Source organism: Olsenella urininfantis (assembly GCF_900155635.1).
Classification (GTDB): domain Bacteria; phylum Actinomycetota; class Coriobacteriia; order Coriobacteriales; family Atopobiaceae; genus Olsenella_G; species Olsenella_G urininfantis.
Map to the genome: position 1 here is coordinate 475293 of NZ_LT732540.1, position 26439 is coordinate 501731.

23 protein-coding genes and 3 tRNA genes are annotated in these 26439 nt (G+C 66.4%); 16 read left to right on the plus strand and 10 right to left on the minus strand.

Annotated features, from left to right (window positions below; genetic code table 11):
• Nucleotides 1-49 precede the first annotated feature (49 nt).
• Nucleotides 50-2251 (plus strand): GAF domain-containing SpoIIE family protein phosphatase, encoded by a 2202-nt coding sequence (locus CZ375_RS02120; RefSeq protein ID WP_077597672.1) that lies wholly within the window; start codon nucleotides 50-52, stop codon nucleotides 2249-2251.
• Nucleotides 2252-2279: 28 nt separating this feature from the next.
• A complete protein-coding gene (locus CZ375_RS02125) occupies nucleotides 2280-3050 on the plus strand; it encodes an anti-sigma factor antagonist (protein WP_077597673.1) in 771 nt (256 codons plus the stop codon).
• A 67-nt stretch (nucleotides 3051-3117) separates the two neighbouring features.
• Here the strand turns inward: CZ375_RS02125 and CZ375_RS02130 are convergent.
• Both CZ375_RS02130 and CZ375_RS02135 read right to left on the minus strand, forming a co-directional pair.
• Nucleotides 3118-3191: transfer RNA gene (locus CZ375_RS02130), tRNA-Cys, on the minus strand.
• A gap of 40 nt (nucleotides 3192-3231) precedes the next feature.
• Nucleotides 3232-3307: transfer RNA gene (locus CZ375_RS02135), tRNA-Gly, on the minus strand.
• Between the two features lie 201 nt (nucleotides 3308-3508).
• Here CZ375_RS02135 and CZ375_RS02140 point away from each other — a divergent pair.
• The 7 genes from CZ375_RS02140 to CZ375_RS02170 all read left to right on the plus strand — a co-directional run bounded on the left by CZ375_RS02140 (nucleotide 3509) and on the right by CZ375_RS02170 (nucleotide 10784).
• Nucleotides 3509-4411 carry a putative ABC transporter permease gene (locus CZ375_RS02140; protein WP_077597674.1) on the plus strand — a complete coding sequence of 301 codons (903 nt, stop codon included), beginning with the start codon at nucleotides 3509-3511 and terminating at the stop codon, nucleotides 4409-4411.
• Entirely contained in the window at nucleotides 4411-5619 is a 1209-nt protein-coding gene (locus tag CZ375_RS02145) for a cysteine desulfurase family protein (RefSeq protein ID WP_077597675.1), read from the plus strand. The genes CZ375_RS02140 and CZ375_RS02145 overlap by 1 nt, the downstream gene beginning before the upstream one ends.
• Entirely contained in the window at nucleotides 5616-6713 is a 1098-nt protein-coding gene (gene mnmA, locus CZ375_RS02150; RefSeq protein ID WP_077597676.1) for a tRNA 2-thiouridine(34) synthase MnmA, read from the plus strand. The genes CZ375_RS02145 and mnmA overlap by 4 nt, the downstream gene beginning before the upstream one ends.
• Nucleotides 6706-7998: a lysylphosphatidylglycerol synthase transmembrane domain-containing protein gene (locus CZ375_RS02155; protein WP_077597677.1), complete on the plus strand. Its 1293-nt coding sequence runs from the start codon at nucleotides 6706-6708 to the stop codon at nucleotides 7996-7998. The genes mnmA and CZ375_RS02155 overlap by 8 nt, the downstream gene beginning before the upstream one ends.
• Nucleotides 7999-8255: 257 nt before the next feature.
• Entirely contained in the window at nucleotides 8256-8498 is a 243-nt protein-coding gene (locus CZ375_RS02160; RefSeq protein ID WP_077597678.1) for a type II toxin-antitoxin system RelB/DinJ family antitoxin, read from the plus strand.
• Between the two features lie 219 nt (nucleotides 8499-8717).
• Nucleotides 8718-8792 (plus strand) — tRNA-Val (locus CZ375_RS02165).
• A 453-nt stretch (nucleotides 8793-9245) separates the two neighbouring features.
• Nucleotides 9246-10784: an AcrVA2 family anti-CRISPR protein gene (locus CZ375_RS02170; protein ID WP_143803053.1), complete on the plus strand. Its 1539-nt coding sequence runs from the start codon at nucleotides 9246-9248 to the stop codon at nucleotides 10782-10784.
• On the opposite strand, the gene CZ375_RS02175 is transcribed toward CZ375_RS02170, so the two are convergent.
• The 8 genes from CZ375_RS02175 to CZ375_RS02215 all read right to left on the minus strand — a co-directional run bounded on the left by CZ375_RS02175 (nucleotide 10781) and on the right by CZ375_RS02215 (nucleotide 18399).
• Nucleotides 10781-10972: a hypothetical protein gene (locus tag CZ375_RS02175; protein ID WP_077597680.1), complete on the minus strand. Its 192-nt coding sequence runs from the start codon at nucleotides 10970-10972 to the stop codon at nucleotides 10781-10783. The genes CZ375_RS02170 and CZ375_RS02175 overlap by 4 nt on opposite strands.
• A 797-nt stretch (nucleotides 10973-11769) precedes the next feature.
• Nucleotides 11770-12204 carry an RrF2 family transcriptional regulator gene (locus CZ375_RS02185; protein ID WP_077597682.1) on the minus strand — a complete coding sequence of 145 codons (435 nt, stop codon included), beginning with the start codon at nucleotides 12202-12204 and terminating at the stop codon, nucleotides 11770-11772.
• Nucleotides 12205-12208: 4 nt separating this feature from the next.
• Nucleotides 12209-12664 (minus strand): Fe-S cluster assembly sulfur transfer protein SufU, encoded by a 456-nt coding sequence (sufU, locus tag CZ375_RS02190; RefSeq protein WP_077597683.1) that lies wholly within the window; start codon nucleotides 12662-12664, stop codon nucleotides 12209-12211.
• The gene (locus CZ375_RS02195; RefSeq protein ID WP_077597684.1) at nucleotides 12657-13922 is read right to left on the minus strand and encodes an aminotransferase class V-fold PLP-dependent enzyme; all 1266 of its coding nucleotides are present in this window, start codon (nucleotides 13920-13922) and stop codon (nucleotides 12657-12659) included. Before CZ375_RS02195 ends, sufU begins: the two co-directional genes overlap by 8 nt.
• Nucleotides 13922-15031, minus strand: coding sequence for a SufB/SufD family protein (locus CZ375_RS02200; protein ID WP_077597685.1), 1110 nt, complete (start codon nucleotides 15029-15031; stop codon nucleotides 13922-13924). Before CZ375_RS02200 ends, CZ375_RS02195 begins: the two co-directional genes overlap by 1 nt.
• Nucleotides 15031-16449 (minus strand): Fe-S cluster assembly protein SufB, encoded by a 1419-nt coding sequence (gene sufB / locus CZ375_RS02205; RefSeq protein ID WP_077598724.1) that lies wholly within the window; start codon nucleotides 16447-16449, stop codon nucleotides 15031-15033. The genes CZ375_RS02200 and sufB overlap by 1 nt, the downstream gene beginning before the upstream one ends.
• 25 nt (nucleotides 16450-16474) lie before the next feature.
• Nucleotides 16475-17239, minus strand: coding sequence for a Fe-S cluster assembly ATPase SufC (gene sufC / locus CZ375_RS02210; protein ID WP_077597686.1), 765 nt, complete (start codon nucleotides 17237-17239; stop codon nucleotides 16475-16477).
• A gap of 326 nt (nucleotides 17240-17565) precedes the next feature.
• Nucleotides 17566-18399, minus strand: a complete 834-nt coding sequence (locus CZ375_RS02215; RefSeq protein ID WP_077597687.1) for a Cof-type HAD-IIB family hydrolase — start codon at nucleotides 18397-18399, stop codon at nucleotides 17566-17568.
• 387 nt (nucleotides 18400-18786) lie between these two features.
• Between CZ375_RS02215 and CZ375_RS02220 the strand changes: the two genes are divergently transcribed.
• From CZ375_RS02220 to gatB, 7 genes are all read left to right on the plus strand, one after another.
• On the plus strand, nucleotides 18787-20367 hold the full coding sequence (locus tag CZ375_RS02220; protein WP_077597688.1) for an MBOAT family O-acyltransferase: 1581 nt from the start codon (nucleotides 18787-18789) through the stop codon (nucleotides 20365-20367).
• The gene (locus CZ375_RS02225; RefSeq protein WP_143803054.1) at nucleotides 20354-21493 is read left to right on the plus strand and encodes a hypothetical protein; all 1140 of its coding nucleotides are present in this window, start codon (nucleotides 20354-20356) and stop codon (nucleotides 21491-21493) included. The genes CZ375_RS02220 and CZ375_RS02225 overlap by 14 nt, the downstream gene beginning before the upstream one ends.
• 8 nt (nucleotides 21494-21501) lie before the next feature.
• The gene (locus CZ375_RS02230; RefSeq protein WP_077597690.1) at nucleotides 21502-22692 is read left to right on the plus strand and encodes a diaminopimelate decarboxylase family protein; all 1191 of its coding nucleotides are present in this window, start codon (nucleotides 21502-21504) and stop codon (nucleotides 22690-22692) included.
• A gap of 36 nt (nucleotides 22693-22728) precedes the next feature.
• On the plus strand, nucleotides 22729-22974 hold the full coding sequence (locus tag CZ375_RS02235; RefSeq protein WP_077597691.1) for an acyl carrier protein: 246 nt from the start codon (nucleotides 22729-22731) through the stop codon (nucleotides 22972-22974).
• 99 nt (nucleotides 22975-23073) lie between these two features.
• Nucleotides 23074-23388, plus strand: a complete 315-nt coding sequence (gene gatC / locus CZ375_RS02240) for an Asp-tRNA(Asn)/Glu-tRNA(Gln) amidotransferase subunit GatC (protein WP_077598725.1) — start codon at nucleotides 23074-23076, stop codon at nucleotides 23386-23388.
• Nucleotides 23388-24899: an Asp-tRNA(Asn)/Glu-tRNA(Gln) amidotransferase subunit GatA gene (gene gatA, locus CZ375_RS02245; protein ID WP_077597692.1), complete on the plus strand. Its 1512-nt coding sequence runs from the start codon at nucleotides 23388-23390 to the stop codon at nucleotides 24897-24899. Before gatC ends, gatA begins: the two co-directional genes overlap by 1 nt.
• Nucleotides 24899-26434 carry an Asp-tRNA(Asn)/Glu-tRNA(Gln) amidotransferase subunit GatB gene (gene gatB / locus CZ375_RS02250; RefSeq protein ID WP_077597693.1) on the plus strand — a complete coding sequence of 512 codons (1536 nt, stop codon included), beginning with the start codon at nucleotides 24899-24901 and terminating at the stop codon, nucleotides 26432-26434. The genes gatA and gatB overlap by 1 nt, the downstream gene beginning before the upstream one ends.
• Nucleotides 26435-26439 lie beyond the last annotated feature (5 nt).

Sequence of the window (26439 nt, forward strand, 5' to 3'; positions counted from 1 at the left end):
AGGGCCTCCTGCGGGAGGCCCTCTTCTTATATGAAGGCGGGCGACTGCCATGGCAGGCAACTCGATCGTGCGTAGGGTGGATGGCATCGGCGAGCGCAGCGTGAGCGCGGCCCTCTCGGGCTTCCTCGCCATGACGAGCGATGCTGCGCTGGCCTTTGACGCCGCGGGGAAGATCCTCCTCTCGAACGAGGTCGCCGATGCGCTGCTGTTTGTGGCGGGGGAGAGCCTCGTGGGCGAAAGCGTGCTCGCGCTCTTCTCGGTGGACGACCTGAGGTCCCTGCCCTTTTTCCTGGACGGCCAGGTATCCAGGGTCTCCCTCTCGCGCGCAGACGGCAGCTTGCTCGAGCTCACCTTCAGGTGCGACCTCATAGCCTCGGCGGGGGAGACCTACCTTCTGCTGGCGCACGAGACCCACATGGACCAGGCCGCTCGCAGCGAGCGTGACCGCCTGGTGGAGGAGCTCTCGCGCGCCAACAGGCGGCTCTCGGGGACCCTGGGCATAGTCCTTGACACCCTGGACTCCAGCGACGTGGGCGTGCTCTTCGAGCGTGTGCTGGAGGAGATCACCCAGACCATGGAGGCCTCGGGCACCGTCTTCTACATAGCCGAACGCGATGGCTACCACCTGAGGGGCACCAGCTCTTCCCTCAAGGGCGCCCGCGTGCCCCGCTTCATACCTCTGGGTGGCACCATAGACGCACTTGCCATTCGTGCGGGGCGCGCCCTCAGGGCGCGCGTGCTGCCGCCCGAGGGCCAGGACCTGAGGCAGGGCCGGCTCAGTTGGCGCAGCGTGGTGGACGAGGGCACGCAAGAGGTGCATCGGGTGCGCGCCTCGGTGCTTCCGCCCTTCGCGAGCTTCGTGGTCGTTCCCATCTGGTTTGGCGGCCACGTCATTGCCCTCATGGAGGTGGGCTGGGAGCAGCTGCACCCCACGCGCAGGGAGGACAGCGAGCTTCTGGACGCCGTGGCCCAGTACCTCTCGGTGCAGCTTGCCGGCGCCTTCTCCACGCTGCGCTCGCGCAAGGAGCACCATCTGGCAAACGTGGCCTCCTCCCTGCGAGAGGCGCTCATGGGCCAGGACGGGGCTGACGCCAGCCACTTCGAGGAGATGCTCTCTCGCGTCTGCCAGGAGCTGGAGGTCATCCCGGGCGTGTTTCGTCGCTCCTCTCGTGGCAGCTCCCAGCTGGAGCTCGAGCTGGGCGGGCGCACGTTCGACCTGCCCGCCGCGCTGCTGCCCGCCTCGGTAGAGGAGGATGGCCCCGAGTCCGTGGTGCAGCCCGTCACGGAGCGCCCGGAGCTCTCTGGCTGGCTGCGCGAGCGGAATGTCCCTGACGCGGGCGTCTACCTCGACCTGGGAATGCTCCAGGGGGCCAGGAGGCGCTGCCTGCTCCTGAGGGCGGAGGACGCGGAGCCCCTGGATGACCTCGAGCTGGCCTTCCTGCGCGAGGTGGTGCGCGACGTGCGCGAGCTCTCCCTGGGCCAGGAGGCCCGCCGGCAGGACCAGCGCATCTCTCAGGCGCTTCAGACCGGCATGCGCAACGAGCTCCAGAAGGTGCCCGGCATCTCCGCGGAGGGCATCTACTCCTCCGCCACCGCCACCGCCGTCATCGGGGGCGACTTCTACGACCTCATCCGCCTTCCCCGGCAGCGGGCCTGCGTCATCATGGGCGATGTCTCGGGAAAGGGGGTCGAGGCGGCCTCGGTCTCCGCGGCCGTGAAGACGGCGCTGGGGGCGTACTCCTGGCAGGGGCTCTCTCCCGCGCGCATGGTGCGCCTGCTGAACGACTTCCTCCTGGGCTTCTCCCGCATGGAGACCTTTGCCACGCTCTTCGTGGGCGTGGTGGACCTGGGCACGGCCACGCTCAGCTACTGCTCGGCAGGGCATCCTCCCGCAATCCTGGTGAGGGCCTCCACGGGCGAGATAGAGGCACTGGACGTACAGTCCGGCGTAGTTGGCGCCTTCCACGAGATGAGCTACCGCAACGGCCGCGTGAGGCTTTCTGAGGGCGACATGCTCCTGCTCTACACGGATGGCACCACCGAGGCGCGTGCCCAGGATGGCAGCTTCTTTGGCGAGGATGGCCTGAGGGACGCCGTGATGAGCCAGGCGCCACGAGGGTTCGACGGCCTCCTCGACCGCATGCTGGGCGTCCTTGACGGCTTCACCGGGCGCAGCCTGGAAGACGACGTTGCCATGGTCTGCCTGCGCTTTGACGCCCTGGGCGCCGCGGACGCGCCCGCATGCGACTAGCGTCCGGGCATTTGGGTACAACAGCCGCATGAACGTCAGTCCAGACATAGCCCTGGTTCCCCTTGACGCGGACCTTGACGTTGCCTCCGTGGCGCGCGTCAGGGACCAGCTTGACCGCATCATAGACGGCGGCTGCAAGCGCATCGTGCTCAACATGGCGCAGGCCAGCTACATAGATTCCGCGGGCATGGGCCTCGTCTTCAGGGAGGTCCGCCGCATGCGCGCGGCTGGCGGCCTCATCTCCATCACCAATGCCAGTGAGAGGGTCCTGCGCTCCCTGCGTCTCTCTCGCCTGGTTGACTTCGCACCCGTCTCGGGGGTGGGGACGCGCCCCGCCGTGCAGGAGCTTGACCCCTCCGCGGTACCCCTGTGGTATCGGGTGGTGCGCATAGACCCCCATGACCTTTCGGCCACGCGCTCGCGCGTCGAGGAGCTGCTGGGCCGCGTGAGGCTTTCCCCTGATGCCCTCTTCGACCTCACGCTGGCGGTGGGGGAGGCCATCGGCAACGCCGTGGACCACTCCGGCGGCTGTGACTGCGCCCTGGTGGCGCTCGAGTGCTATGCGGACCGCGTGCTGGTGGACGTCACGGACTGTGGCTGCGGGTTTGAGCTGACGGATGGTGACGGTATCCCTGACGTGTCCGAGAACAGCGAGCGTGGGCGTGGCATACGCCTGATGCGCCTGCTGGCAGACTCCGTGACCATAGAGAGGCGCGCCGCCGGGCGCGGGACGCGCGTGCGCATAGTGAAGCTTCTGGGGCCCGGCCCTACCGATCCTGACCAGGCCCCCTGGCCCTAGGCCCCACGCCAATGCGCCGCGCAAAATGAGGGACGCCCACCGAAGTGGGCGTCCCTGTTGCGTTCGTTGGAGGCGAGACCCGGATTCGAACCGGGGATAAAGGCTTTGCAGGCCTCTGCCTTACCACTTGGCCATCTCGCCGTATGAAAAAGGCCGATCGAAACCGGCCTTTGAGTTCGCATGGAGCGGGCTACGGGGTTCGAACCCGCGACCTCCACCTTGGCAAGGTGGCGCGCTACCAACTGCGCCAAGCCCGCGAACGCGAGGAATAATATACGTGAGGCTCAGCGAGGATGCAAGCAATAATTCCCAATAATTTGAAATTATTGGGAATTGCCAGCTCAAGGTAGGTGTCGTGCATCAAATGAGGAGAGCTGACGCCCCTTTTGGGCCCCATGGGGCCATGCGCTATCCTAGTTGGGCATTCAAGATGACCTTCCATGCGGGAGAGGAGTGGCATGTTCTACAGCGTTCTCACCCTGCTTGTGCTGCTCTTGGTCTTGCGCCTGGGCTTCTTGGCCGCGCGCAGCTTCTGGATCTGGCTTGGGCGTGGCAGGGACCTCCAGAACGCCGTTGACCACAGGAGGCTCAGCGAGCAGGCGGTTGCGGCGCGCCTACGCGGGGAGCGTCTTGGCAGGACGTATCGCCAGGAGGTGCACCGCGCCCGTGCCCTGGCCGTGGAGGAGTACCTGGACCGCATGGACTTCGGCTGGTATCAGGCGGTGTTCATCTTTGTTGCCGGATCCGTGGCGGGGCTGGTCCTGGAGGAGGTCTGGATGTTCGTCACCGCGGGGCTCACCCAGAGCCGCGTGGGGTTGGTGTGGGGCCCCTTCTCGCCGCTCTATGGGGTGGGGGCGGTGCTTCTCACGTTGTTGAGCTTCTGCCAGCGCCGCAGCCGTGCCACTGACCTCCAGCTCTTCCTGACCTCCGTCCTGGTGGGCGGCGGCCTCGAGCAGCTCACGGGCTGGGGGATGCAAGCCCTCTTCGACGCCCAGTCCTGGACCTACCTGGGCCTCCCTGACCACATAACGCAATGGGTTGCCTGGCGCTTCCTGCTCATGTGGGGACTTCTGGGGCTGGTCTGGGCCAAGCACGTGATGCCGGAGCTTCTCTACCTCGTAGGGGAGCCGCTCACGCACCGCCAGGTCGCATTCGTGGTCATGCTGGCCATCTATCTCTCGCTGGACGTGTTCATGACGGTGAGCAGCTTCCAGCGCAGGGCAGCTCGCGAGGCGGGCGCCCCTGCCCGCAACGGCTTCGAGTGCTGGATAGACGAGCACTACACGGACGAGTTCATGGCCAACCGCTTCCAGAACCTGGTGGTGGGCCATGACCTGATGGACGAGGGGAACGCGCGCTGATGGAGTCCTACCTGGACTATGCCGCGGCAACGCCCATGGCCCCTGAGGTGGCAGAGGCAATGCTTCCCTACCTGGGAGAGCGCTTCTGGAACCCGTCCGCACCCTACGCGCTGGCGCGCTCCGCCAAGGCAGACCTCGAGGACGCGCGCGTGCGCCTGGCGCATGCCCTGGGCGCACGCGCCGACAACCTGGTCATCACGGCCGGCGCCACGGAGGCGAACAACCTGGCCCTGGCCTCGTCGCAGGGTGCCATCCTCACGGACTCTATAGAGCACGAGAGCGTCCTTGCCTGCGCGCGCTCTCGCGAGCACAGGATTCTGGGTGTGCAGGCAGACGGGCGCCTGCGCGCAGAGGACGTGGCCTCGGCATTGGACGCCAGCGTGGGCCTGGTCTCCCTGGAGCTCGCCAACGGCGAGGTGGGTGCCATACAGCCCGTGAGGGAGGTCTCTCGTGCCGTCTGCGACGAGAGGGCCCGCCGCCTCAGGGAAGGGGAGGGTCGTCCCATCTGGCTTCACGTGGATGCCTCGCAGGCGGCGGGGCTCCTCTCGGTGAACGTGAGCTCCCTTGGTGCGGACCTGCTCACGCTCTCTGCCGCCAAGATCTACGGTCCCAAGCAGGTGGGCCTGCTCTGGGCCGCAGACGGCGTGGTGCTGAGGCCCCTGGTGCTGGGCGGGGGGCAGGAGGGTGGCGTGCGCTCCGGCACCGAGAACGTGGCGGGGGCCGTGGCCTTCGCCTGCGCGCTGGAGCTTGCCCAGAAGCTGCGCAAGGAGGAGGCTGCCCGACTCTCCGGCCTGCGCAACCGACTCCAGGTACGCCTGCTTGGGCGCTTCCCCTGGGCCTGGGTGGCAGGGCCGTCCAAGGACAAGTGGCGCCTGCCCAACCTGCTGCACGTGAGCTTCCCCCTGCTGGAGGCACGTCGCCTGGTGATCCTGCTGGAGAGGCGCGGCGTGAGCGTGGGCACGGGCTCTGCCTGCGCGGCCAGCCGCATGAGAGTCTCACACGTCCTGGCGGCCCTGGGGGTGCCCGAGGAGGTTGCCATGGGCAGCCTGCGCATCACCCTGGGGCGTCCCAGCACCCAGGAGGAGTTGGACTTTGCGGCCGAGGCGCTCGAGGACGCTGTCTCTGGGGAGATGGCAAGGCTGGGGCTCACGGAGGCGCGGATGGCCGCAGAGTCCGCGCGCCTTCGCCGCGAGGGTGGCGCGCGATGAGCCAGACGGTCTTTCTGGGGATGAGCGGCGGCGTTGACTCGGCCCTCTCGGCCGCCCTGATCATCGAGCAGGGCTATGAACTGCGGGCCATCTACATGCGCAACTGGAGCCGGGACCTTCCGGGCTTCAGGTGCTCCTGGGCGGACGACCTTGCGGACGCGGAGCGTGTGGCCGTGACGCTGGGAGTTCCCCTTGAGGTCTGGGACTGCGAGCGGGAGTACAAGGAGACCGTGGTGGACTACCTGGTTGACTCCTATGCCCGCGGCTACACACCCAACCCAGACGTCATGTGCAACCAGACCGTGAAGTTTGGGACCTTCGCCCAGCGGGCCTTTGCCGAGGGGGCGGACCTCGTGGCAACGGGCCACTACGCCCGCACCCGTGCGGAGGGCGGGCGCACACGGCTTCTGCGTGCGCAGGACGAGCACAAGGACCAGACCTACTTCCTCTGGCGCGTGGGTGAGGAGGTCCTCTCTCGCACGCTCTTTCCCGTGGGCGACATACGGGACAAGGCCGAGGTCAGGCGCATGTGCGCCGAGAGGGGCCTGGGAATCGAGCGCAAGCCGGACTCCGACGGCATCTGCTTCGTGGGGGAGGTGGGCATCCGCAGCTTTCTCTTGGACTCGCTCGAGAGGCGCGCAGGTGAGGTCGTCGAGTGGGAGACGGGCAGGGTCCTGGGGCAGCACGAGGGGGCCTTCCTCTTCACTCTGGGCCAGCGCAAGGGCCTTGACCTGGGGGGTGGCCCCAAGCGCTACGTGGTGCGCACGGACGTGGAGGAGAACCGAGTCTACGTGAGCGCAGACCACGACTGCCCTGAGCTGCTCTGCCGCACGCTCGAGCTGGAGGACGTGCGCTGGATAGCCGGGGAGGCACCCGAGCCTGGCGACTATCTGGTGCGCTGCCGGCACACCGGCGAGCTCATGGACGCGCGGGTCTCTCCGCAGGAGCCAGACGCGCGCCACGACGCCCCCTGGGCAAGCCTGGAGTTTGAGCGAGAGCGGCGGCGCGTGGCGCCTGGGCAGAGCGTTGTCGTGTACGATGGACTTCGCTGCCTAGGTGGTGGCTTCGTCTCCAAGGAGGGGCAGCGTGGCTGAGTCTTCCCATAGTGCGGCGCCCAAGGACGTCACCGCCAGGCCGGCGCCCGCGACACCTGCGGGGCCCGCTTCTCAGCCGCACGTGCCCAAGGTCAAGGTCGCCGCCACCGCCTCCGTTCCCAAGGCCCAGGCCGATGCCGAGAGGGAGAGCTTCGGCTCCGTGCGCAAGAGCGTGGCCTTCTTGGCAGCGGTCGCGGCGGCCTACCTTGCCTACCTCGTCTTCACGGGGCAGATAGACGAGTTCGTGACCGCCCTGGGCGGGATCAGCCGCAGCTGGGTGGTTGCTGGCATGGTCTGCTACCTGGTGTATTACGTGCTGGGCGTCCTGGCCTACGTGACGCCCGTGGTGGGGGACCCAAGCTGTCCGGTGGGCCTTCGGGACCTCATGAGCGTGGAGGCGGCAGGCATCTTCTTCTCCAACCTCACGCCCAACGGCGCCGGCGGCGCGCCCGCGCAGATTTTCCGCCTGACCAGGGCGGGCCTCTCTGTGGGAGGGGCCGGCGCCCTGCAGTACACGCGCTTCATAGTGTACGAGGCTGCCGAGGGCATCTTCGCGGCCATCATGCTGGTCTTCCGCTACGGCTACTTCGTGGACACCTACGGGGACGTGTTCCTGGTGGGCGCTTTCCTCTTTGGCTTCAAGATCTTGGAGGTTGGCGCGCTGCTGCTTGCCTGCCTCAGCCCGCGCTTCGTTGCCAGGGTGGGCAACTCCATCCTGGACTTCCTCAACAGGCGCGGCAGGCTCAAGAACTACGATCACTGGCATGAGGTCATCAACGGCCAGGTGATGGACTTCTCGGAGGGCTTCAAGACAGCCTCCAAGAACGTGGCGGGCATGCTGCTCACACTGGCGCTCACCCTGGTGCAGCTGGGCTGCCTCTATGCGCTGCCGTACTTCGTGCTGAGGGCCTTTGGCCAGCCTGCCAACCTGCTGACCTGCCTCGCCTGCGGGTCCATGCTGGAGCTGCTCACCTCGGCCGTGCCCCTTCCGGGCGGGACCTTTGGCGCGGAGGGGGGCTTCGCCTTCCTCTTTGCGGGGATGTTCAACGGAGCGGTGGCGGCGGGATACGTGGTGTGGCGCATGCTGGAGTACTTCCTGCCCACGCTGGTGACGGTGCCCCTGCTGGGCCTGCGCTCGGGCGGGCATGGCACTCTGCACGACCGCTGGTGGCGCCTCGTGAGGCGTCTGGGAGGGCTGCGCGCGGGCAAGTCGGGCACAAAGGTCCATGCGGGCGAGATACGCGTTCCCATGGGACACCAGCAGGGGCAACAGAGGCACAGGTAGAGCCCGGAGGGGGCAAGCCCCGAAGGCGTGCCGATATGCGAGGGACGAACGTCGGTCAAGGGGCCGTGCCGTTCGTCCCTCTTTTGCTACCGCTTGCTGGCGTGCGGAAATACCTTCTCCATATTCGTGCGTCGTAGATTATCTTTGGTTTGAGCGGTAAGACAAAAGAATACCTAGTTATACTAAGTCGTACTCTAAACGCAGCACGAAGCCCGCCGAGGGTGGGCTCAGGGCCATAAACGGATCTAGGAAAGCGCATGAAGGACAAGATGACCCCGATCGTCGCGAAGGTCATGCCTACGGAGAAGGACCGCTTCTTCCAGGCGACCGAGCAGATCGGGACTACACCCTCGAATGCCATTCGGATGTTTATCGCCGCGTTCAACCGTGTTGGGACCTTCCCCTTCGAGGTGGGGGTCCCGGCTTCAGGGAATGTGGGGAAGAGTAATGAGGCGCATGCGTCACTGGCACTGCCTGAGCTTGGCGAGCCTTCTGTATAGGCTGTTCCCCTGTTCCCTGACGGTTCGCTTCAGGGAGGAGCAGGTCAGCCGCTGCATGTACCGCATGTGGGCCGGGCTGTAGGGCTCGGCTGCGGGCGGCCTGGCAGGGGAGAGAAGACGATCTGCGCGGATCTCGAAATTCTCCCTTGCATGGGGCGAATCTATCGTTTATAGTAGCTAACGCGCTGCGCGAGACCCCAAGTGCAGCGGTACATGTTCGGGCGTTTAGCTCAGGGGGAGAGCGCTTCCCTGACACGGAAGAGGTCATAAGTTCAAATCTTATAACGCCCACCACAAATAATCCCCGTATCTGCGGAAATGCGGATGCGGGGTTTTGTTTTATCGCGATTTAGCCCCATGCGCAGCAGCAACGCGAGTCTGATTGCCGTAAGACTGCGGCCTGCACGTGTGCCTGGTGCCGCCATGCGTTAATTCCGTGGCGCGTGGGTTTGCAGGATGGTGGGGTTCAACGCCTCGACGCAACGGATGACCTGGTCGCCTTCCATGTCGCGCGCAAAGAGTACGAATCGCACCTCGTTCTCCGTGAGCGGGTTGATCCTCATGCATATGTTGACCTCCCATCTGAGCGGACAGCTCTTGAGGACCGGCGTCGACACTACTGTTCAAAGGCGGCTAAACTGGATGAGCATGTGGACTCGTCCCGGGTCTCGAGATGGACCAGCAGCAATCTGTGAGAGCTAAAATAAAAGCACGAAATGCTCGGACCATCAATTCGGGGGGACGAACTTGATTTCGATACGTGACGCGTTAGTGGCGGCAGGGTATGACACCACGGCGGAGGAGCTCTTCCGCCTGGATAAGTACGAGCTTCTCGACTCGGACGGGAGCTCCCTCGGCTGGATGACGTGGGACGAGATCGAAAACGGCTATTCCCTCGAGGCAAGGGTCGCTGCGCGCAAAACGTCCTCTCTACCCTGGGACGCCGTCGAGCCAACCGACGGCATCAGAACGGTGTGGCTTCACAACGTCACCGCGAGGGATATTGCGCATCTACCGGAGGGGGAGGTTTCCCCACGTACTCCCACACGGTGGGATGCCTTCAAGCCTTTCGACGAGGTTTACCACCTCTACGATACCGACGGCAAGTATGTGGGTGACCGGACCATGCTCCAGATCCTGAGGGCGCATGACCTTAAGTGGACCTTCTACCTCGACGGCATAAGGACTAACAGATCACCTAAGCACGTCGAAGGCTCTGATCGTCGCGAGACGTCGTCCGATGGCATACGCCCGAGTGGAAAGACTGTCAAGCACACTCGTCCGAGTAGAAGGGCCATCGAGTACGTTGTCCCTCCCGCCCACATGCCAAACAGTAAGTCAAAAAAGGAAAAACCGGATATCGCTCGCATGAAGAGCACCCTCGAGCAGTCACTCTCTCATTCCCAAGGGAACGTCGGAGGGGTCGTCACGGACGACCATAACGCTAACAGGAGGGCTGGGCTTGAGGAGAGGTACCTCTCAGGTTATCCTGAGGACGTGCGCGAGTACGTCAGGGGGAAGCTCCTCGAAAAGGACGTTGACAAGGAGGTCGAAAGGGAGGTATCGAGGCATCCGGGCAGGTACGCGGAGGTGAAGCCCTATCAGGGCGTTCTGCGCAAGGTGACAGCGCTCGCCAACATCTACCTGCATCGTAAGGAAGACAGGTTCGAGGACCTCATGGACCGGGCCCACCTCTTTGTATTCGATGACAATGTATGGTGGGCGGGCAGGGGCTGCACCGAGCCGCTCACGAGGATTCCCTACCCGGTCTGTATTGTGGAGGATGTCGTGTTCTTCGAGGACGGGGACTCTATCAAGACGGCTTCCCTTACGGATTGCGCCGACGTTGAGGGGGCGAGGAGGCTCCTGTCCTTTATTGTCAACGCGTGCAAAGAGGTCCGAGGAAGCGGTCCGGACAGATTTGTCACGAGGGGAGACGCTTCTCCGGAGAGGCGAGCTCCTCGGAGAAGCGAATCGCGTCCGCGCAAGACGGTGCGCTCGGTCACCCCTGTCTCGAGAGTCACAATTGGGGATGCAGGCGAGCACGAAGCGCGCGGAGCCGGGCATCATGAGCCCCCAACCGTTCACTACCGGCGTGGGCACTGGAGGAATCAGGCGTGCGGTCCAGGACTCAAGCAGCACAGGCGCGTCTGGATCAGCGAGACAATGGTGACCCCCTTCGGTATTTCGTACAGAATCGGGAATCCGAAGAGGATCCACAGGGTGTGCTTTCGCGATGACGTTGATGACGATCTCCCGCACTCGAGCCAATCAAGGCATCGCTAGTTGGGCGTGGAGGCCGTGCCCATGGCAGGAGCGGGATTATAGATAGGCACCCGCGCACCGGACGGCCGTGCGTTGCGGGTGGGGTCCGGTGCCTCTATGTAACGGATAGAGCGGCCGCTGCTGATGCCGCGCGTGGCGAGCACGGACCGCGCCTTGTCCTCCGTGAGCGGGCTGACCCTCACGCACATGCCGGGCCTCCTCTCCTCCGGGGGAGGTTCTCACGCTTTGTCCGACGCTCACAACTCGAGCCAGTCGTCGCCCCTCGTGGGAGACGGCTCGTTGTCAATCGTGACAGGGCGGTATCGCCGCACAGTCACGTCTTGGTAGCGCTTGCGCTGCATCGCCTCCCGCTCGCCGGCGTGGATGCTCGTGTTGGGGCCCTCCTCACGCGTGGCGTTCGTCGCTGAGCTCTCTGCTGTACAGAGGCTGCCATCGCCCGTTCCCCGAGCGCCTGCGGAGCCTAGCTCCTCTCACGCTCACGGTCGCCCAACCCCTCGGTATCGTCGTCGGGTGCCGCCTCGGCCTCGGGTGCGTTGTGGCGAACCTGCCGGGGTCGAGCGAGCGCCAGTTGCCGCATGAGCCGAGCACGGTGCACGCGCAGGCGCGGGCCGCGCGATCCCTCTTCTCGTGTCGCGCCACCTCGTCGCGGTGGTGCGTGTGGAGCTGCGCGATGCGCGCGTCGATGCTCTCGAGCGACTCCTCGTCGACATGAGCCAACCTCCTCGTAACGGGTTGACATCTTTGTGGGTTCGCGTCCCTTGCGAGCGTGCCGAGGTATGAGTCATAGCTGCGATGACCATGGGGGAAGCCGGGTTAGCGCGGCATCGCTGACGTCCCGCCACAAAAAGCGAGATGTGCGTAGCTTCGGGGTCCGTTTGGGGCAAGAAGCTACGCACATCTCGGCTGTGGTGGCGGAATTGCTACACACATCGACGGTTTCGTGGCGAGAGGTGCCGTGGCGGTGCCGCAGCGCGGGGACCACCCGCTAGCAGAGCCCGCCGGCCGCGTCGCCGCCCTCGCGGACGATGTCCGCCAGGGTCTTGCTGTCCAGGAAGCTGGCCGTCACGCGGCCCAGGTCCCTCCACACGCTCACGGTGGGGCAGGTCTCTATCTGCGGGCACAGCTCGTCGTTGGTGCAGTCCAGGCAGGCCACGGGCGCAAGCGAGCCCTCCGCCGCGCGCAGGATGCCGCCCAGGGTGTACTCCTCGGGCCTCTTGGTGAGCCGGTATCCGCCGCCCTTGCCGCGCAGGCTCTCAACGTAGCCCGCCTTGTGCATGAGCGAGGCCACCTGCTCCAGGTACTTGCGCGAGATGCCCTGCCTCTGGGCCACGTCGCCCAGGGAGACCCATCCCTCGTGGGTGGCGAGGTCTCCCATGACGCGCAGGGCGTAGCGCCCCTTGGTGGAGAACATGCCAGCCATATCCCTACGCCCCTTCTCGGCCCTCGAGCATCTCGCTCAGGGTCCTCCAGGCAAGCTCGGCGCACTTCACGCGTGCGGGCATGTGCGAGATGTCCTTGAGCATGGCCGCGTCTCCCAGCTGCCCCAGGACCTCCTCGTCCGTCTCCTCGCCGCGCACCATGCGCCCGAAGAGCCGGCAGAGCTCCAGCGCCTCCTCTGGGGTCTTCTCCACCATGAGGTCGCTCATCATGTCCGCGGACGCCTGTGAGATGGCGCATCCCTGCCCCTGGTAGGAGGCCTCCTCGATGCGTCCCTCACTGTCCAGGCGCACGGAGAAGGTCAGCTCGTCTCCGCAGGAGGGGTTCACGCCCTCAAGCGAGAGGGTCGCGTCCTCCATGGGGTACTTGTAGTCCGGGTGCTGGACGTGGTCCATGAACTCGGGGTTGTAGAGGCCGGTGACGCCGGCCGCGGCGCTAGCCATGAAACACCGTCCAAACCGTCTTAAGGCCCTCGACGAGCCTGTCGACATCGCTCTTGTCGTTGTAGAAGGCCACGCTGGCACGGCAGGTGCTGCCATTCTCCACGTCCAGCCAGGCAAGCAGCGGCTGCGCGCAGTGGTGCCCCGCGCGGATGCAGATGTTGCTGGCGTCCAGGATGGAGGCGACGTCGTGCGGGTGCACGCCGTGCACGTTGAAGGCCACGGCCCCAATGTGGCGCGCGCCCTCGCGCGGGCCGATGATGTCGATGAAGTCGAGGGCCGCCAGGCTGTCGCAGAGGTACTCGGCCAGCAGGCGCTCGCGCCTCTCCACCGCCTCCATGCCCAGGCCGTCCAGGTACGTGAGGTCTGCGTCGAAGGCGTAGGCGCCCGCCGCGTCCTGGGTGCCGGCCTCGAACTTCTGGGGCACGGGAGCCCAGACGGCCCCGTCCTCGGTCACGGAGTCGATCATCTCGCCGCCGGTGAGGAAGGGGGGCATCATGTCTAGGATATCGGCCTTGCCCCAGAGCACGCCTATGCCCATGGGGCCTCCCAGCTTGTGGGCGCTGAAGGCCAGAAGGTCGCAGCCCATCTGCCGCACGTCCACCTTGATGTGGGGCGTGCTCTGGGCGCCGTCCACCACCACGTAGGCACCCATTTCATGGGCGCGCCGGGCGATGGCCGCTATGTCGTTCTCCACGCCCAGGACGTTGGAGACCTGGGTTACCGAGACGATCTTCGCCCTGGGGCCGATCTTGGCCTCGAGCTCCTCGCCCGTGATGCGGAAGTCCTCGTTGGGGCGCAGGTAGATGAGCTTTGCCCCCGTTCTGGCGCATACCTGCTGCCAGGGGATGAGGTTGGAGTGGTGCTCCATGATGGAGATGACCACCTCGTCGCCGGGCTCAAGCACGGCCTGGCCCAGGGAGCTGGCCACGATGTTGAGGGACTCGGAGGCGTTGCGGGTGAAGACCACCTCGTCCGAGCGGGCCTGCCCGGCCTCGTCAACGGCGCCGATGAAGCGGGCGATGTGGGCCCGGGCGTCCTCGATGGCCTCGGTTGCCTCCACGGAGAGGCGATAGAGGCCGCGCAGGGGGTTGGCGTTCATGTTCTCGTAGAAGCTGCGCTCGGCCGCGAGCACCGCCTCGGGGCGCTGCGCGGTGGCGGCGCTGTCCAAGAAGCAGATCTCTGAGTGCTGTGCCAGAAGGGGGAAGTCCTGGCGGTAGGGGTTCTGGGCAATCTCTGCCAGCTGGCTCTCTCTCAGCATCAGGCGCTGGCCTCCTCGTCCTCGCTGTTGGTTGGTTCTAGGCCAAGGGTGTCAGCCGCATCGTGCGCTATCTCGGCGCCCAGGACCTGCTCGGCGCGCTCCAGGGCGCAGGCGAGCGAGACTCCTTCCGGCGCATGGATGGCGGCGTCGTCCAGGATGGCGCGGGCGAAGAGCTTGGTGGCCTCGTCCTCCGAGAGCCCGCGCCCGGCCAGGTAGGCCAGCTGCTCGGGACTCACGGAGCCGATGGACGCGCCGTGGTTTCCGGCCACGTCGTCCTCGTCGCAGAGGATGACGGGCAGGGTCTTGTTGACCACCTCGTCACCAGCCACCAGCACCGTCTCCACCTCGTTGCCCTTTGCGCCCTTTGCACCGTGGACGAGGTCTATGGTCTCTCGCAGGGTCTTGTGGGCCGCGTCTTCCAGCAGCCCCTGGGTGACTATGTCGCAGCGGGTGTTGCGCCCGCGCTGCCTGACCACGTGGTTGATGTCCAGGAGGTCGTGGCCGCCCACCAGGTAGCGGGAGTCCAGCCTGAGGCTCGCGCCCTTGCCGGCGAGGTCGACGGCAAGGCCCACGGCGCGCCGTGCCCCTCCCAGGGCGTACTGGCGGATCTCCACGCTGCTGTCATCGTCCGCCTGGATGCCCAGACCCTCCAGGTGCTGGTTACCGTCTCCCACCGAGAGGATTTCGACCACCTTGAGGTGCGCGCCCCTCTCGACGATGACGCGCACGAGCGCCGCGGAGCTTGCGGCCGCGCCGGTGCCCGTGCCGCGGGCGGCAACCACCACGGTGGCGCTTGCGCCCTCGCGCAGCAGCACCCCCAGGTCGTGCACCTCCCCGCCATCGCTGGCCACGTCCACCAGGATGGGCTCCTCGAAGGTGGTGCCGCGCGGAACCTCCACGTAGCGGGCGTCACCGGCGGATGCCTCTATCCAGGACACGGCCTCCTTGCCCAGGCCGCACTCCATCTGGGAGAAGAGGCGGGGAAGGCGGGAGGGGACGGTGCCCTTGGAGACCACGGTCGGCAGCTCGAGGCTGATGTCGTTGATGCGCAGGTAGTTCCAGGTCTGGGCGGGAGGGACGTTGACGCCCGTGAGCGTTTGCGCTGCCATTATCCGATCGCCCCTTCCATCTCGAGCTTGATGAGGTTGTTCATCTCGACGGCGTACTCCAGCGGGAGCTCCTTCGAGACGGGGCTGGCAAACCCGTTGACCACCATGGAGCGCGCCTCGGCCTCCGAGCAGCCGCGGCTCATGAGGTAGAGCACGGTGTCGTCGCTGATGCGGCCGATGGTGGCCTCGTGTCCCACCGATGCGCTGCCGCAGCGCACGTCCATGGCGGGGATGGTGTCCGAGCGGCTGATGTCGTCGAGCATGAGCGACTGGCAGCTGACGCTGGCACGGGCCCTCTCGGCGTGGCGTCCTATGACCACGGAGCTGCGGAAGGTGTTGATGCCGCCGTCCTTGGAGATGGACTTGGTGTCGATCGACGCCGTGGTGTCAGCGCCGTTCAGGATCACCTTGCAGCCGGTGTCCAGGTCCTGCGTGGCGCCGGCGAAGGTGATGCCGGTGAACTCGCAGGTGCTGCGCGCGCCCTGCAGGATGGTGGTGGGGTAGAGGTAGCTCACGTGGCTGCCGAAGGAGCCCGAGACCCACTCCATCTTGGAGCCCGCCCCCACCGTGGCGCGCTTGGTGTTGAGGTTGTACATGTTCTTGGACCAGTTCTCTATGGTGGAGTAGCGCAGGCGCGCACCGTCCTTCACGAAGAGCTCCACGGCGCCGGCATGGAGGTTGGCCTCGAAGTACTTGGGAGCCGAGCAGCCCTCGATGAAGTGCAGGTCTGCCCCGGGCTCCACCACGATGAGGGTGTGCTCGAACTGGCCCGCGCCCGATGCGTTCAGCCGGAAGTAGCTCTGCAGGGGGTAGTCCAGGCGGATGCCTGCGGGCACGTAGACGAAGGAGCCGCCGGACCACACCGCGTAGTGCAGGGCTGCAAACTTGTGGTCGCGCATGGGGATGAGGGTGCCGAAGTACTCGTGGACCACCGGCTCCCACTTGGGGTCGTGCAGGGCGTCCTCGATGGTGGTGTACACCACGCCCTGCTTGGCCACCTCCTCGCGCATGTTGTGGTAGACGATCTCAGAGTCGTACTGGGCGCCCACGCCGGCCAGGCTCTCGCGCTCGGCGGCGGGGATGCCCAGGCGCTCGAAGGTGTCCTTGATGTCCTCGGGGACCTCGTCCCAGCTCTGGGCCTGCTTGGTCTGGGGGCTCACGTAGGTGGAGATGTGGTCCAGGTCCAGGCCGGAGATGTCCGGTCCCCAGTTGGGGGACATGGCGCGCTCGTGGTAGACCTCGAGGGCCTTCAGGCGCATCTCCAGCATCCAGGCGGGCTCGTCCTTCTTGGCGCTGATGGCGCGCACGATGTCCGGCGTGAGGCCGTCGCCGTAGCGCTCGTAGCCCTCCTCGGGCTTCTTGAAGTCATACAGCGAGCGGTCGACGTCCGCAACCTTGCTGCGGCCCCTCTCGTCCAGCTCGGGGGTGGTTGTCTCGCTCACGCTAGGCCTCGGCCTTCTCGCCCGCGCCCTCGAAGCGGCCGAAGCCCTGGGCGTCGATCTCGTCGATGAGGGAGGCGGGGCCCTCTGCCACCAGCCGGCCCTTGACCATCACGTGCGCGTGGTCCACGCTCAGGCGCTCGAGGATGCGGGTGTTATGGGTGATCACGAGCAGCGCGCCGTCGCAGTCCGCGCGGTACGCCTCGATCCCGCGCGAGACCACGGCCAGGGCGTCCACGTCCAGGCCGGAGTCCGTCTCGTCCAGGATGGCCAGCTTGGGGCGAAGCAGCAGGAGCTGCAGCATCTCGATCTTCTTCTTCTCTCCGCCGGAGAAGCCCACGTTGAGCTCGCGCGTGAGGAAACTCTCGTCGAGGTCGAGCTGGTCGGAGATCCGGGCGATGCGCTCGCGGAACTTGCGCGCGCTGGTCTTGAGCTCGGGGCGCATCTGGCAGATGGTGCGCAGGAAGCTGTACAGGGGCACGCCCGGCACCTCTACGGGCGCCTGGTACGAGAGGAAGATGCCGGCGAGCGAACGCCTGTCGGCCGCCTGCGCGGTGACGTCCTGGCCGTCGAAGACTATGGACCCGCTGGTCACCTGGTAGGAGGCGTCACCCATGATCACGTGACCGAGCGTGGACTTGCCGGCACCGTTCGGCCCCATGAGCACGTGCGTCTCGCCTGCGCCGACGCTCAGGTTGATGTCGTGCAGGATGGGCTTGTCCTCGGTGCCTGCCGAGAGGCCCGAGATGCTTAGCAGTTGGTCTGCCATGTGTTGGTCCCCCTCAATTGGGCCTGGCTGCGGACCCTCCTCCGCCCCCAGGCTGAAATCCTACTAACGGAGAGGTATTTTACCCCCACGTTCGCGCGGCAATCAACGCGGAAGAGAGGAAACTTGCGTTTCTCCTGCCCCACCCATCGCGCCCCACTCGTCCGCCCCCATGCGGCTGAAGTCCGGCGGAAATCCCCACAGGAAAAATTTTCCTGTGGCTTCTCCATAACTCAACTGGGCGTTTGCGAGAGAGGCCCTCAGGAAGTTTTTTTCCTAAGGGCCTCGCAGCTGTTGTCGAGAGGCGTCGGGGGTAGCTCGCCGATGCGCTATGCCTGATTCGCGGGCGCCACGATCCTCTCGGCCACCTCTGCCAGGAAACCGTCCTCGTTGGAGGAGGCCGTCACGTAGCCTGCCGCGGCCTTGAGCTCGCCGGTTGCGTTCGAGACCGCGACACCCATGCCTGCCGCGGCAACCATCCCCAGGTCGTTGGGTGCGTCTCCGCAGGCGATGGTCTCGTCCAGCGAGCACCCCAGGAGCTCGGCGAGCCGGTCGAGCCCCGCTGCCTTGTCCACGCCCGCGCAGTTGAGCTCCAGGTAGCGGCCGCTCGAGAAGGTCGGGCTCACGCCGGCGAGGACCTCCTCGGGCATCTTTGCCAGCACCTGGTGGAGGCGGGAGTCGCCGTTGGGCAGGCAGTAGAGGACCTTCACCAGCGGGGTGCCTGCGAGGAAGTCCAGGCTCCTCTCGTCGGACTCCTCGAAGGCGACGTGTCCCTCGAGGTACCCGCGCTCTTCGGCCGGCATGCCGAAGATCCAGATCCTTCCCGAGAGCTCGTAGGCGTGCACGCAAAGCCCCAGCCAACGACCATAGTCAAAGAGCCTCTGTGCCGTCTGGTGCGCCATGGTGGTTGAGAAGAGCGGCTCGTCCTCGCCGGCACGGTTGATGCAGGCGCCGTTGTACGAGATGACGTAGGAACCGTCCATGAGCTCGGGTGGCAGCGCGGCGAGAGACTCCATCACCGAGCCGTAGGGGCGCCCCGACGCGGGGACGAAGAGGCAGCCCATCGCGCGCAGCCGACGGATGGCATCGACGTTTGCCTGCGGAATCGTGTGGTCGTGCGCGAGGAAGGTCTCGTCCATGTCGCTTGCCACGATGCGGTACATCTGCGCTCCTTGCGTTTGAGGTCCGTGCCCGATTGTAGGTCATGCGCGCCCACTGCCTGCGTGCGAAAGACCGTGCGTTTGCGGACGGAGCGGGCTGCTCCTTTTGCAAAAAGCGTCTGAGAGTGCACGACCTCTCGCCGGCGCTGCGCCCTGTGTTGGAAGGCCTCAGAAAATAATTCCCTGAGGGCCTTGCCTACATACGCCCAGTTGAGTTGTGGAGAAGCCACAGGAAAATTTTTCCTGTGGGGATTTCTGTTGGCTTTCAGCTGCGAGAGGAGCGCATGGAGGGCAGGCGAGAGGCGCCGCGCGAATTCTGGCGTCTGCTAGGCTCGATAACGTTGTAATGTCATCGGCCATCGCCCGCACCAGGAAAGGGAGCTGCACGAGGTGAGTCTCTACTCGCTTGGGTTCGTCGTCTTCATGCTGGCTCTCCTCGCCGCCTACTACGCAACGGGCCGTCTGCTTGGTCGTGGCCAGTGGGTGGTCCTGCTGCTGGGCAGCCTCTGCTACTACTGTCTGGCGGGATCGTGGCAGACCCTGGTCTACGTGCTGTTCTGCGCCGTGGTCACCTGGCTGGTCCCTTTGGCGCTCAAGCACATGGACAGGCTTTGCGCCGCCGAGCGCGAGGCATGCGACGACCGTGCGGCGCGCAAGCGGGCGAAGGCCCGCTGGCAGCGGCGCAAGCAGGCGGTCATGCTGCTGGGCCTGCTCATGGCCTTTGGCGTCCTGGCGCAGCTCAAGTACTGGAACGTGATCCTCTACCAGCTGGGTCAGGCGTCCTCCCCTCGCAGCCTGGGCCTGCTGCTGCCCCTGGGCATCTCCTTCTACACCTTCCAGTCCGTCTCGTACCTGCTGGACGTCTACCGCGGCAGCGACGAGGCGGAGACGAACTTCCTGCGCCATCTGCTCTTCGTGACCTACTTCCCGCAGATGATCCAGGGCCCCATCAACCGTCATGCGGAGCTGGCGCCGCAGCTCCTGGCCTACCACGCCTGGGACACCCAGCGCGCCCGCCGCGCCCTGCCGCTCATCGGCTATGGCATGCTCAAGAAGTTCCTGATGGCAGACCTCCTGGTGGGGCCCATCTCCCGGCTGCTCGACGCTCCGGACGCCGCGGCGATGCCCGGCTCCTGGGCGGTGCTCGCCATCCTGATGTACTCCGCCCAGCAGTACGGCGACTTCTCCGGCGGCATCGACATGGTGGAGGGCATCTCGGAGCTTTTGGGCATTCAGATGGCCCCCAACTTCCGCCGCCCGTACTTCGCCACCTCGCTTGCGGACTTCTGGCGCCGCTGGCACATCTCCCTTGGCCAGTGGATGCGCGACTACGTCTTCTATCCCGTGGCCCTCACGCGCCCCCTGCGCGCGCTGGGCAAGCGCGCCGGCCGTGCGGGAGAGCACCTGGGCCGCACCCTGCCCGCCTGCCTGGCAAACATCCTCGTCTTTCTCATCGTGGGCGCCTGGCACGGCGCCCAGGCGCACTTCATCGTCTGGGGCCTCTACAACGGCCTGGTCATCGCCCTGGCAGATCTCCTCAAGCCGGCCTTCTCGGCCGCAGCGCAGCGCCTTGGCATCGATTCGCGCTCGCGCGGATGGCACGTGGCCAGCGTGATTCGCACCTTCCTCGTGGTGAACGTTGGATGGTACTTCGACCGCGTGGAGAGCTTCTCCTTGAGCCTGGCCCTGCTGCGAAGCAGCGTCCTCTCCTTTGGTGCGGCGGAGCTGCCAAGGCTCTGGAGCTCCGCTCTCCTCTCCCGAGCCGAGCACGCCCAGATCCTGCTGGCCGTGGCCATGGCGGTGGCGGTCTTCTGCGTGAGCCTCTGCCAGGAGCGTGGTCACCAGGTTCGCACGCGCCTGCTTGCCTGGCCCCTGCCGTTGCGCTGGGCTCTCTATGCCTTCGTGGGGCTGCTTGTGGTGGCCACATCGGTCCTGCATGTGGGAGGGGGTTTCATGTATGCCAACTACTAGCGACAGCAACCCGGTGGCCCAGGGCCGCTGCGCCAATGGGGCCGCGGCGTGCCGCAGCCTGCGCCGCCGACTGATGGTGGCGCTTGCCGCCGTGCTCTTCGCCATGCTCGTCAATGCCGTCGCGGGCTTTGCCTTGGGCGCGTACGGCACCCTCTCGGGCGTTGCGTGGAGGGACTTTCGCGCGGCCGAGAGGCTCGACTGCGTGGTGGTGGGCTCCTCCTATGCCCAGCGCGGCATCGACCCCAACGTGCTGGACGCCCGCCTGGGCACCAGCACGGTGAGCCTGGCCACGCCGGGCCAGACGCTCTCGGACAGCTTCGAGGCCACGCGCGCGGCCATAGACGAGAAGGGCGCGCGGCGCATCATCCTGGGGCTGGGCGTCGAAAGCCTCAGCACCGGGGACGATGTCGCATCTCGCGCGAGCTTCGCCATGGCCCGCAACGACGGCGACCCCTTGGGCCTCTCGAAGGCCATGCTGAGGCTTGCCCTGAGCCCCTCTGCCCTGGGAGGGCGCGCGTCTTTGGACCTGCTCTCGCCCTGGGTGTTCACGCCGGTGAAGACTCCCTCCGCCATCGCGGACAACCTGCGCGCCCGTCTGACGGGAGAGGACATAGCCCTCTCCGCAGAGCGCACCACGCCCGACTGGCGCTACCTGGGCCGCGGGTACGGAAACCACGAGCGCACGCTCGAGGCCGACGACAGCCGCACGTCGGTGGGGGTGTATGGGCATCCCCAGGCACGTCGCGAGTGCCTGCGCCAGCTCAGGCGCATCTGCGAGCTCTGTCGCGCGCGCAACGTGCAGCTGGTGGTGGTGGCAACGCCGCACCCCGCCTTCGACCTGCGCTCGTTTGGAGGCTCCTACGTGCAGGTCATGGGTCAGGCGGCAGAGGTCGTGCGTGACAGCGGCGCGCTCTTCATGGACTTCAACATAATCCGGCCGGAGCTCATGAGCCTCGAGGCTGATGACTACGGTGACTTCGAGCACCTCAACTTCGGTGGTGCCGAGAAGTTCAGCACGGTGCTGGCCCGCGAGCTCCGAGCGCTGGACGAGGGCGAGGGCGTGGAGGCGGACTTCGAGAGCTACGACAACTGGGACGCCTGCCTGGAGCGCAGGCCCCAGGTTTAGGGGGTCCAATGGACGAGAGGGAGCTTTCCCAGCTTGCCGAGCGCTTCGGCACGCCCAGCTACGTTTTCGACCTGAAGTCTTTCCGCACCCGCCTGCGGGAGGTGTCAGAGCTCCTTGGCCCTGAGGTGGGGCTCTGCTACTCCATCAAGGCCAACCCCTTCCTGGTGTCCGCCGCGGCGGACGAGGGCCTCAAGCTGGAGGTCTGTAGCCCGGGTGAGCTGGACATCTGCGAGCGCCTGGGCGTCGATGCCGGTCGCGTGATCTACTCGGGGGTCTGCAAGCGGGAGGAGGACGTGCGGGAGGCCCTTGCCTTCGGCGCGGGATGCTTCACGGCCGAGTCGCCCCTGCAGCTCGAGCTGGTGAACCGCTGCGCGGAGCGTGCCGGCGTGCGCGTGCCCCTGCTGCTGCGGCTCAATGGCGGCAGCCAGTTCGGCATGTCTCGGGAGGACCTCGTCGCGGCGGTGGCCCGCCGAGAGGGGCTCGCCGGAGTCGAGCTGGTGGGCGTCCACTACTTCGTGGGCACCCAGAGGCGCAAGCTCAAGCGCCAGCGCGCGGAACTCGCCATGCTGGGCCAGCTCCTGGACGACCTGGAGCGTGACTGCGGCTGGTGCGCGCGGCGCCTGGAGTACGGTCCCGGCCTCGCCGTGCCCTACTTCGAGGGGGAGGACTTCTCGGACACCCTGGCCCCTGCCCGCGAGCTGGCCGCGGACCTGCGGGAGCTGGCCCGGCGCGTGGAGCTCACCGTGGAGATGGGCCGCTTCTTAGCCAGCGAGTGCGGGCACTACCTCACGCGCGTCGTGGACCTCAAGCGCTGTGGCGACATCTCCTACGCCTTCGTGGACGGCGGCGTGAACCATGTGAGCTACCTGGGCCAGATAATGGGCATGAAGCTGCCACGCCTGCGCCGGTTGGCTGCCACGGCCGAGCGCTGCGCCCAGGACGGCCCCTGGTGCCTCTGCGGCAGCCTCTGCACCACAGCCGACGTGCTGGTGCGTGAGCTCGACGCCAGCCTGGCCATGGACGACGTGCTCTGCTTCGACAACATAGGCGCTTACTCGGTCACCGAGGCCATGTACCTCTTCCTGAGCCGGGAGCTTCCGCGCGTGGTGCTCAGGGACGAGGACGGCAACGTGCGCCTGGTGCGCGACCGCATGGCCTCCAGTGCCATCAACCTGGGCCTTCCTGCCCCGCGCCCGTAAGGGGCGCCCCAACCACCCGAACAACGGAGGAACGACATGGACGAAATCACCCTGGACGCGGTCATCGACCTTCTCTCGGACATCAAGGACGACGTGGACTTCTCTGCCGCCAGCGAACTGGTGGATGCCCGCATCCTGGACTCCTTTGACATCATCTCCATCGTGAGCGCGGTGGACGAGGAGTTTGACATCGCCATCCCCGCCAAGGAGATCAGGCCCGAGAACTTCAACAGCGCCGCGGCGCTCTGCTCCATGCTCCAGCGCCTGGACGAGGAGGACTAGCGCCTCCTGCGGCGCGCCGCCTGCCGCTTCTGGCTTAGAATGTCCTCCTGAAGCAAATGCCCGGCGATGTCCGGGCCCTATGCGCGTGCGGGAGGCCTCATGTCCCTAAGCAAGGAAGACGTTGCCGGCATTGCCGACTACGCCCGGATCGCACTGAGCGATGACGAGCTCGAGCAGATGCTCGGCTACCTGAACGGTGCCGTGGAGCTGCTAGAGCCTATCCGCCACTTTGACCTGGGGGGCGTCGAGCCCACCTTCCATCCCATAGGCGACCTCTCCAACGTGATGCGAGAGGACCGTGCGGGGGCGTACGGGCGCGGCCTCTCCCTCGGGGAGGCACTGAAAAACGCGGGCAGCGCGCGCGAGCGCTACTTCCGGGTGCCGTCGATCCTGGGTGAGGGGGGTGATCGCTGATGTCTAGCCTGGACGAGCTCTCGGCTGCGGAGATAGCCGTCGGGGTGCGCGAGGGCGCCTTCTCGGCCGAGGAAGTGGCCCGCGCCGCCCTTGACGCCATTGACCAGCGTGAAGGTGAGGTGGCCGCGTTCCTGCAGGTCAGCAACGAGTTGGCACTGAATGTTGCCCGCGCGACCGATGCGGCTCGCCTCAGGGGGGAGGAGCTGGGCCCCCTTGCCGGCGTGCCCTGCGGCTTCAAGGACAACATGCAGCTGCTGGGGACGCGGACCACCTGCGCCAGCCGCATGCTCGAGAACTACGAGTCGAACTTCACCGCAACCTGCGTGGGGCGCATGCTGGCCGCGGGCGTGACGCCCGTGGGAAAGACCAACATGGACGAGTTCGCGTTTGGCTCGTCCACCGAGTCCAGCGCCTTCCATCGCAGCAACAACCCCTGGGACACCACGCGCGTCCCCGGAGGCTCCTCCGGCGGGTCCGCCGCCGCGGTGGCCGCCGGAGAGGCGACGCTCTGCCTGGGTTCGGACACGGGTGGGTCCATCCGCCAGCCCGCAAGCTTCTGCGGTGTGGTGGGCATGAAGCCCAGCTACGGCGTGGTGAGCCGCTGCGGCGTGGTGGCCTTCGGCTCCTCGCTCGACCAGGTAGGCCCCTTCGGGCGCAGCGTAGGGGACGTGGCCCTTGCCATGGACGCGCTGGTCTCCGGTGGGGCCGATCCCTTCGACGCCAGCTCCCAGGCCTGTGAGGCAGGCTTCCTCTCGGCGCTCGAGGCCCCGGTCGAGGGAAGGCGCGTGGGCGTGGTTCCGCAGCTCATGGAGATGGAGGGCCTGAGCGACGAGGTCAAGGACGGCATCCGCCTGGCCGAGCGCGTCCTTGAGGACCAGGGGGCCCAGCTTGTCGAGGTGGAGCTTCCCCACATCGCCAGCGCCATCGCGGCCTATTACGTGATCGCCCCCTGCGAGGCATTCTCCAACCTGGCGCGCTTCGACGGGGTGCGCTACGGCTACCAGGAGCCGGGCTGTGCGACTCTGGACGAGCAGACCGCCAGGAGCCGTGCGCACGGCTTCGGCGAGGAGGCGAAGCGTCGCCAGCTCCTGGGCGCCTACCTGCTCTCGAGCGGCAGCTACGACAAGTACTACTATCCCGCTCAGCAGGTGCGGACCCTCATTACCCAGGACTACCTGCGCGCGTGGGGGAGCTGCGACGTCATCCTCATGCCCTGCGTGCCGCGCTGCGCCTTCAAGTTCGGCGAGATGAGCGACCCCACGCAGATGTACGCCTCGGACATGTTCACGATCTCCAACAACATCGCGGGCAACTGTGGCATCTCGGTGCCGCTGGGGCTGGGGCCGGACTCCTGCATGCCCCTCTCGGCGCAGCTGCAGGGGCCTGCCTTCAAGGACCAATCGCTGCTCTCGTTTGCGCGTGCGCTGGAGCGCGGCCTTGATCTGGGCCGCGGCCTGGGTGCGGGTGCTCCCGTGGCGCCCGGGTTTGCCAAGAGGGGAGGTGAGCTCTGATGAGGAGGCTCGAGGAGGTCCTGAGGGACTGGGAGGCCGTCATCGGCCTCGAGGTGCACACCGAGCTCACCACGCTCGAGACCAAGATGTTCTGCAACTGCCGCCTGAGCCATGACGACGAGCCCAACACCAACGTGTGCCCGGTCTGCCTGGGCATGCCGGGTGCGCTTCCCGTGCCCAACCGCAAGGCCATCCAGTCCATCGTGATGGCGGGGCTTGCCACCAACTGCCAGATCATGCGGCGCTCCATGTTCTACCGCAAGCACTACTTCTACCCGGACATGACCAAGAACTTCCAGACCACGCAGGGCCCGGTTGCCTTCTGCATGCACGGATATCTCGACCTTGAGGTTGAGGCGGCGGGGGCGAGGGAGCGCCCGGAGTGGGAGGACGTTGCCGGGGACGGCAAGACGCCCCTCTCGCGCGCGCAGGACGGCTCCTACGTGGCACCCATCCGCATCCTGCGGATCCACATGGAGGAGGACGCGGCCAAGCTGGTGCACGTGGGCGGCGAGGAGGGCCGCATCACCGCGGCAACGGAGTCGCTCGTGGACTACAACCGCTGCGGCACGCCCCTCATCGAGCTGGTTACCGAGCCCGACCTGCGCACGCCCGAGGAGGCGCGCCTCTTCATGGAGAAGCTGCAGCAGACCTTCCGCACGCTGGGCATCTCAGACTGCTCCCTCGAGAACGGCTCCATGCGCTGCGACGGCAACATCTCGCTGAGGAGGCGAGGGGAGTCTGCCCTGGGCACCAAGACCGAGATGAAGAACATCAACTCCTTCAAGAGCCTGCACGACGCCCTCGAGTACGAGATCTGCCGCCAGGCGGAGGCGCTCGAGGAGGGTGGCATCATCTACCAGGAGACGCGCCACTGGGAGCCGGCGCGCAGGCGCACGGTGGTCATGCGCGTCAAGGAGACCGCGGACGACTACCGCCTCTTCCCGGACCCAGACCTTGCCCCCTTCGAGCTCTCGGACGCGTTCGTGGAGGAGTGCCGCGCTCGCATCCCCGAGCTGCCGGATGCCAAGCGCGACCGCTACGTGGCCGAGCTTTCCCTCAAGCGCAAGGACGCCGCGATCCTGGCGGCAGACCCTGCCATAGCGTCGTTCTTCGAGGACGTGCTCGACGGGGCGGAAACGGGTCTTGCGCCCACCATCGCCAACGTCATGGTGAACCTGGTACCGGGCCACGCATGCCTTCAGCCTGCGCAGGTGCGTGGCCTGGCAGGGCTTCTCGCCGAGGACTCCATCACCTTCGCGCAGGCCCGAGAGGTGCTCGACCTCGTGGACGGCAGTGACGCCGACCCCGTCGCCATGGTGGACGAGCGCGGCATGCGCCAGGTGAGCGATGCGGGCGCGCTCGAGCCCATCGTGGACGAGGTGCTGGGCCGCTGCACGGACCAGGTGCAGCAGTACCGCGACGGCAACAGGAAGGTCCTGGGATTCCTGGTGGGCCAGTGCATGAAGGCCGCCAAGGGCTCGGGCAACCCCAAGCTCTTCAACAAGCTGCTGGCCGAGAGGCTCGAGGCCTAGGAGGA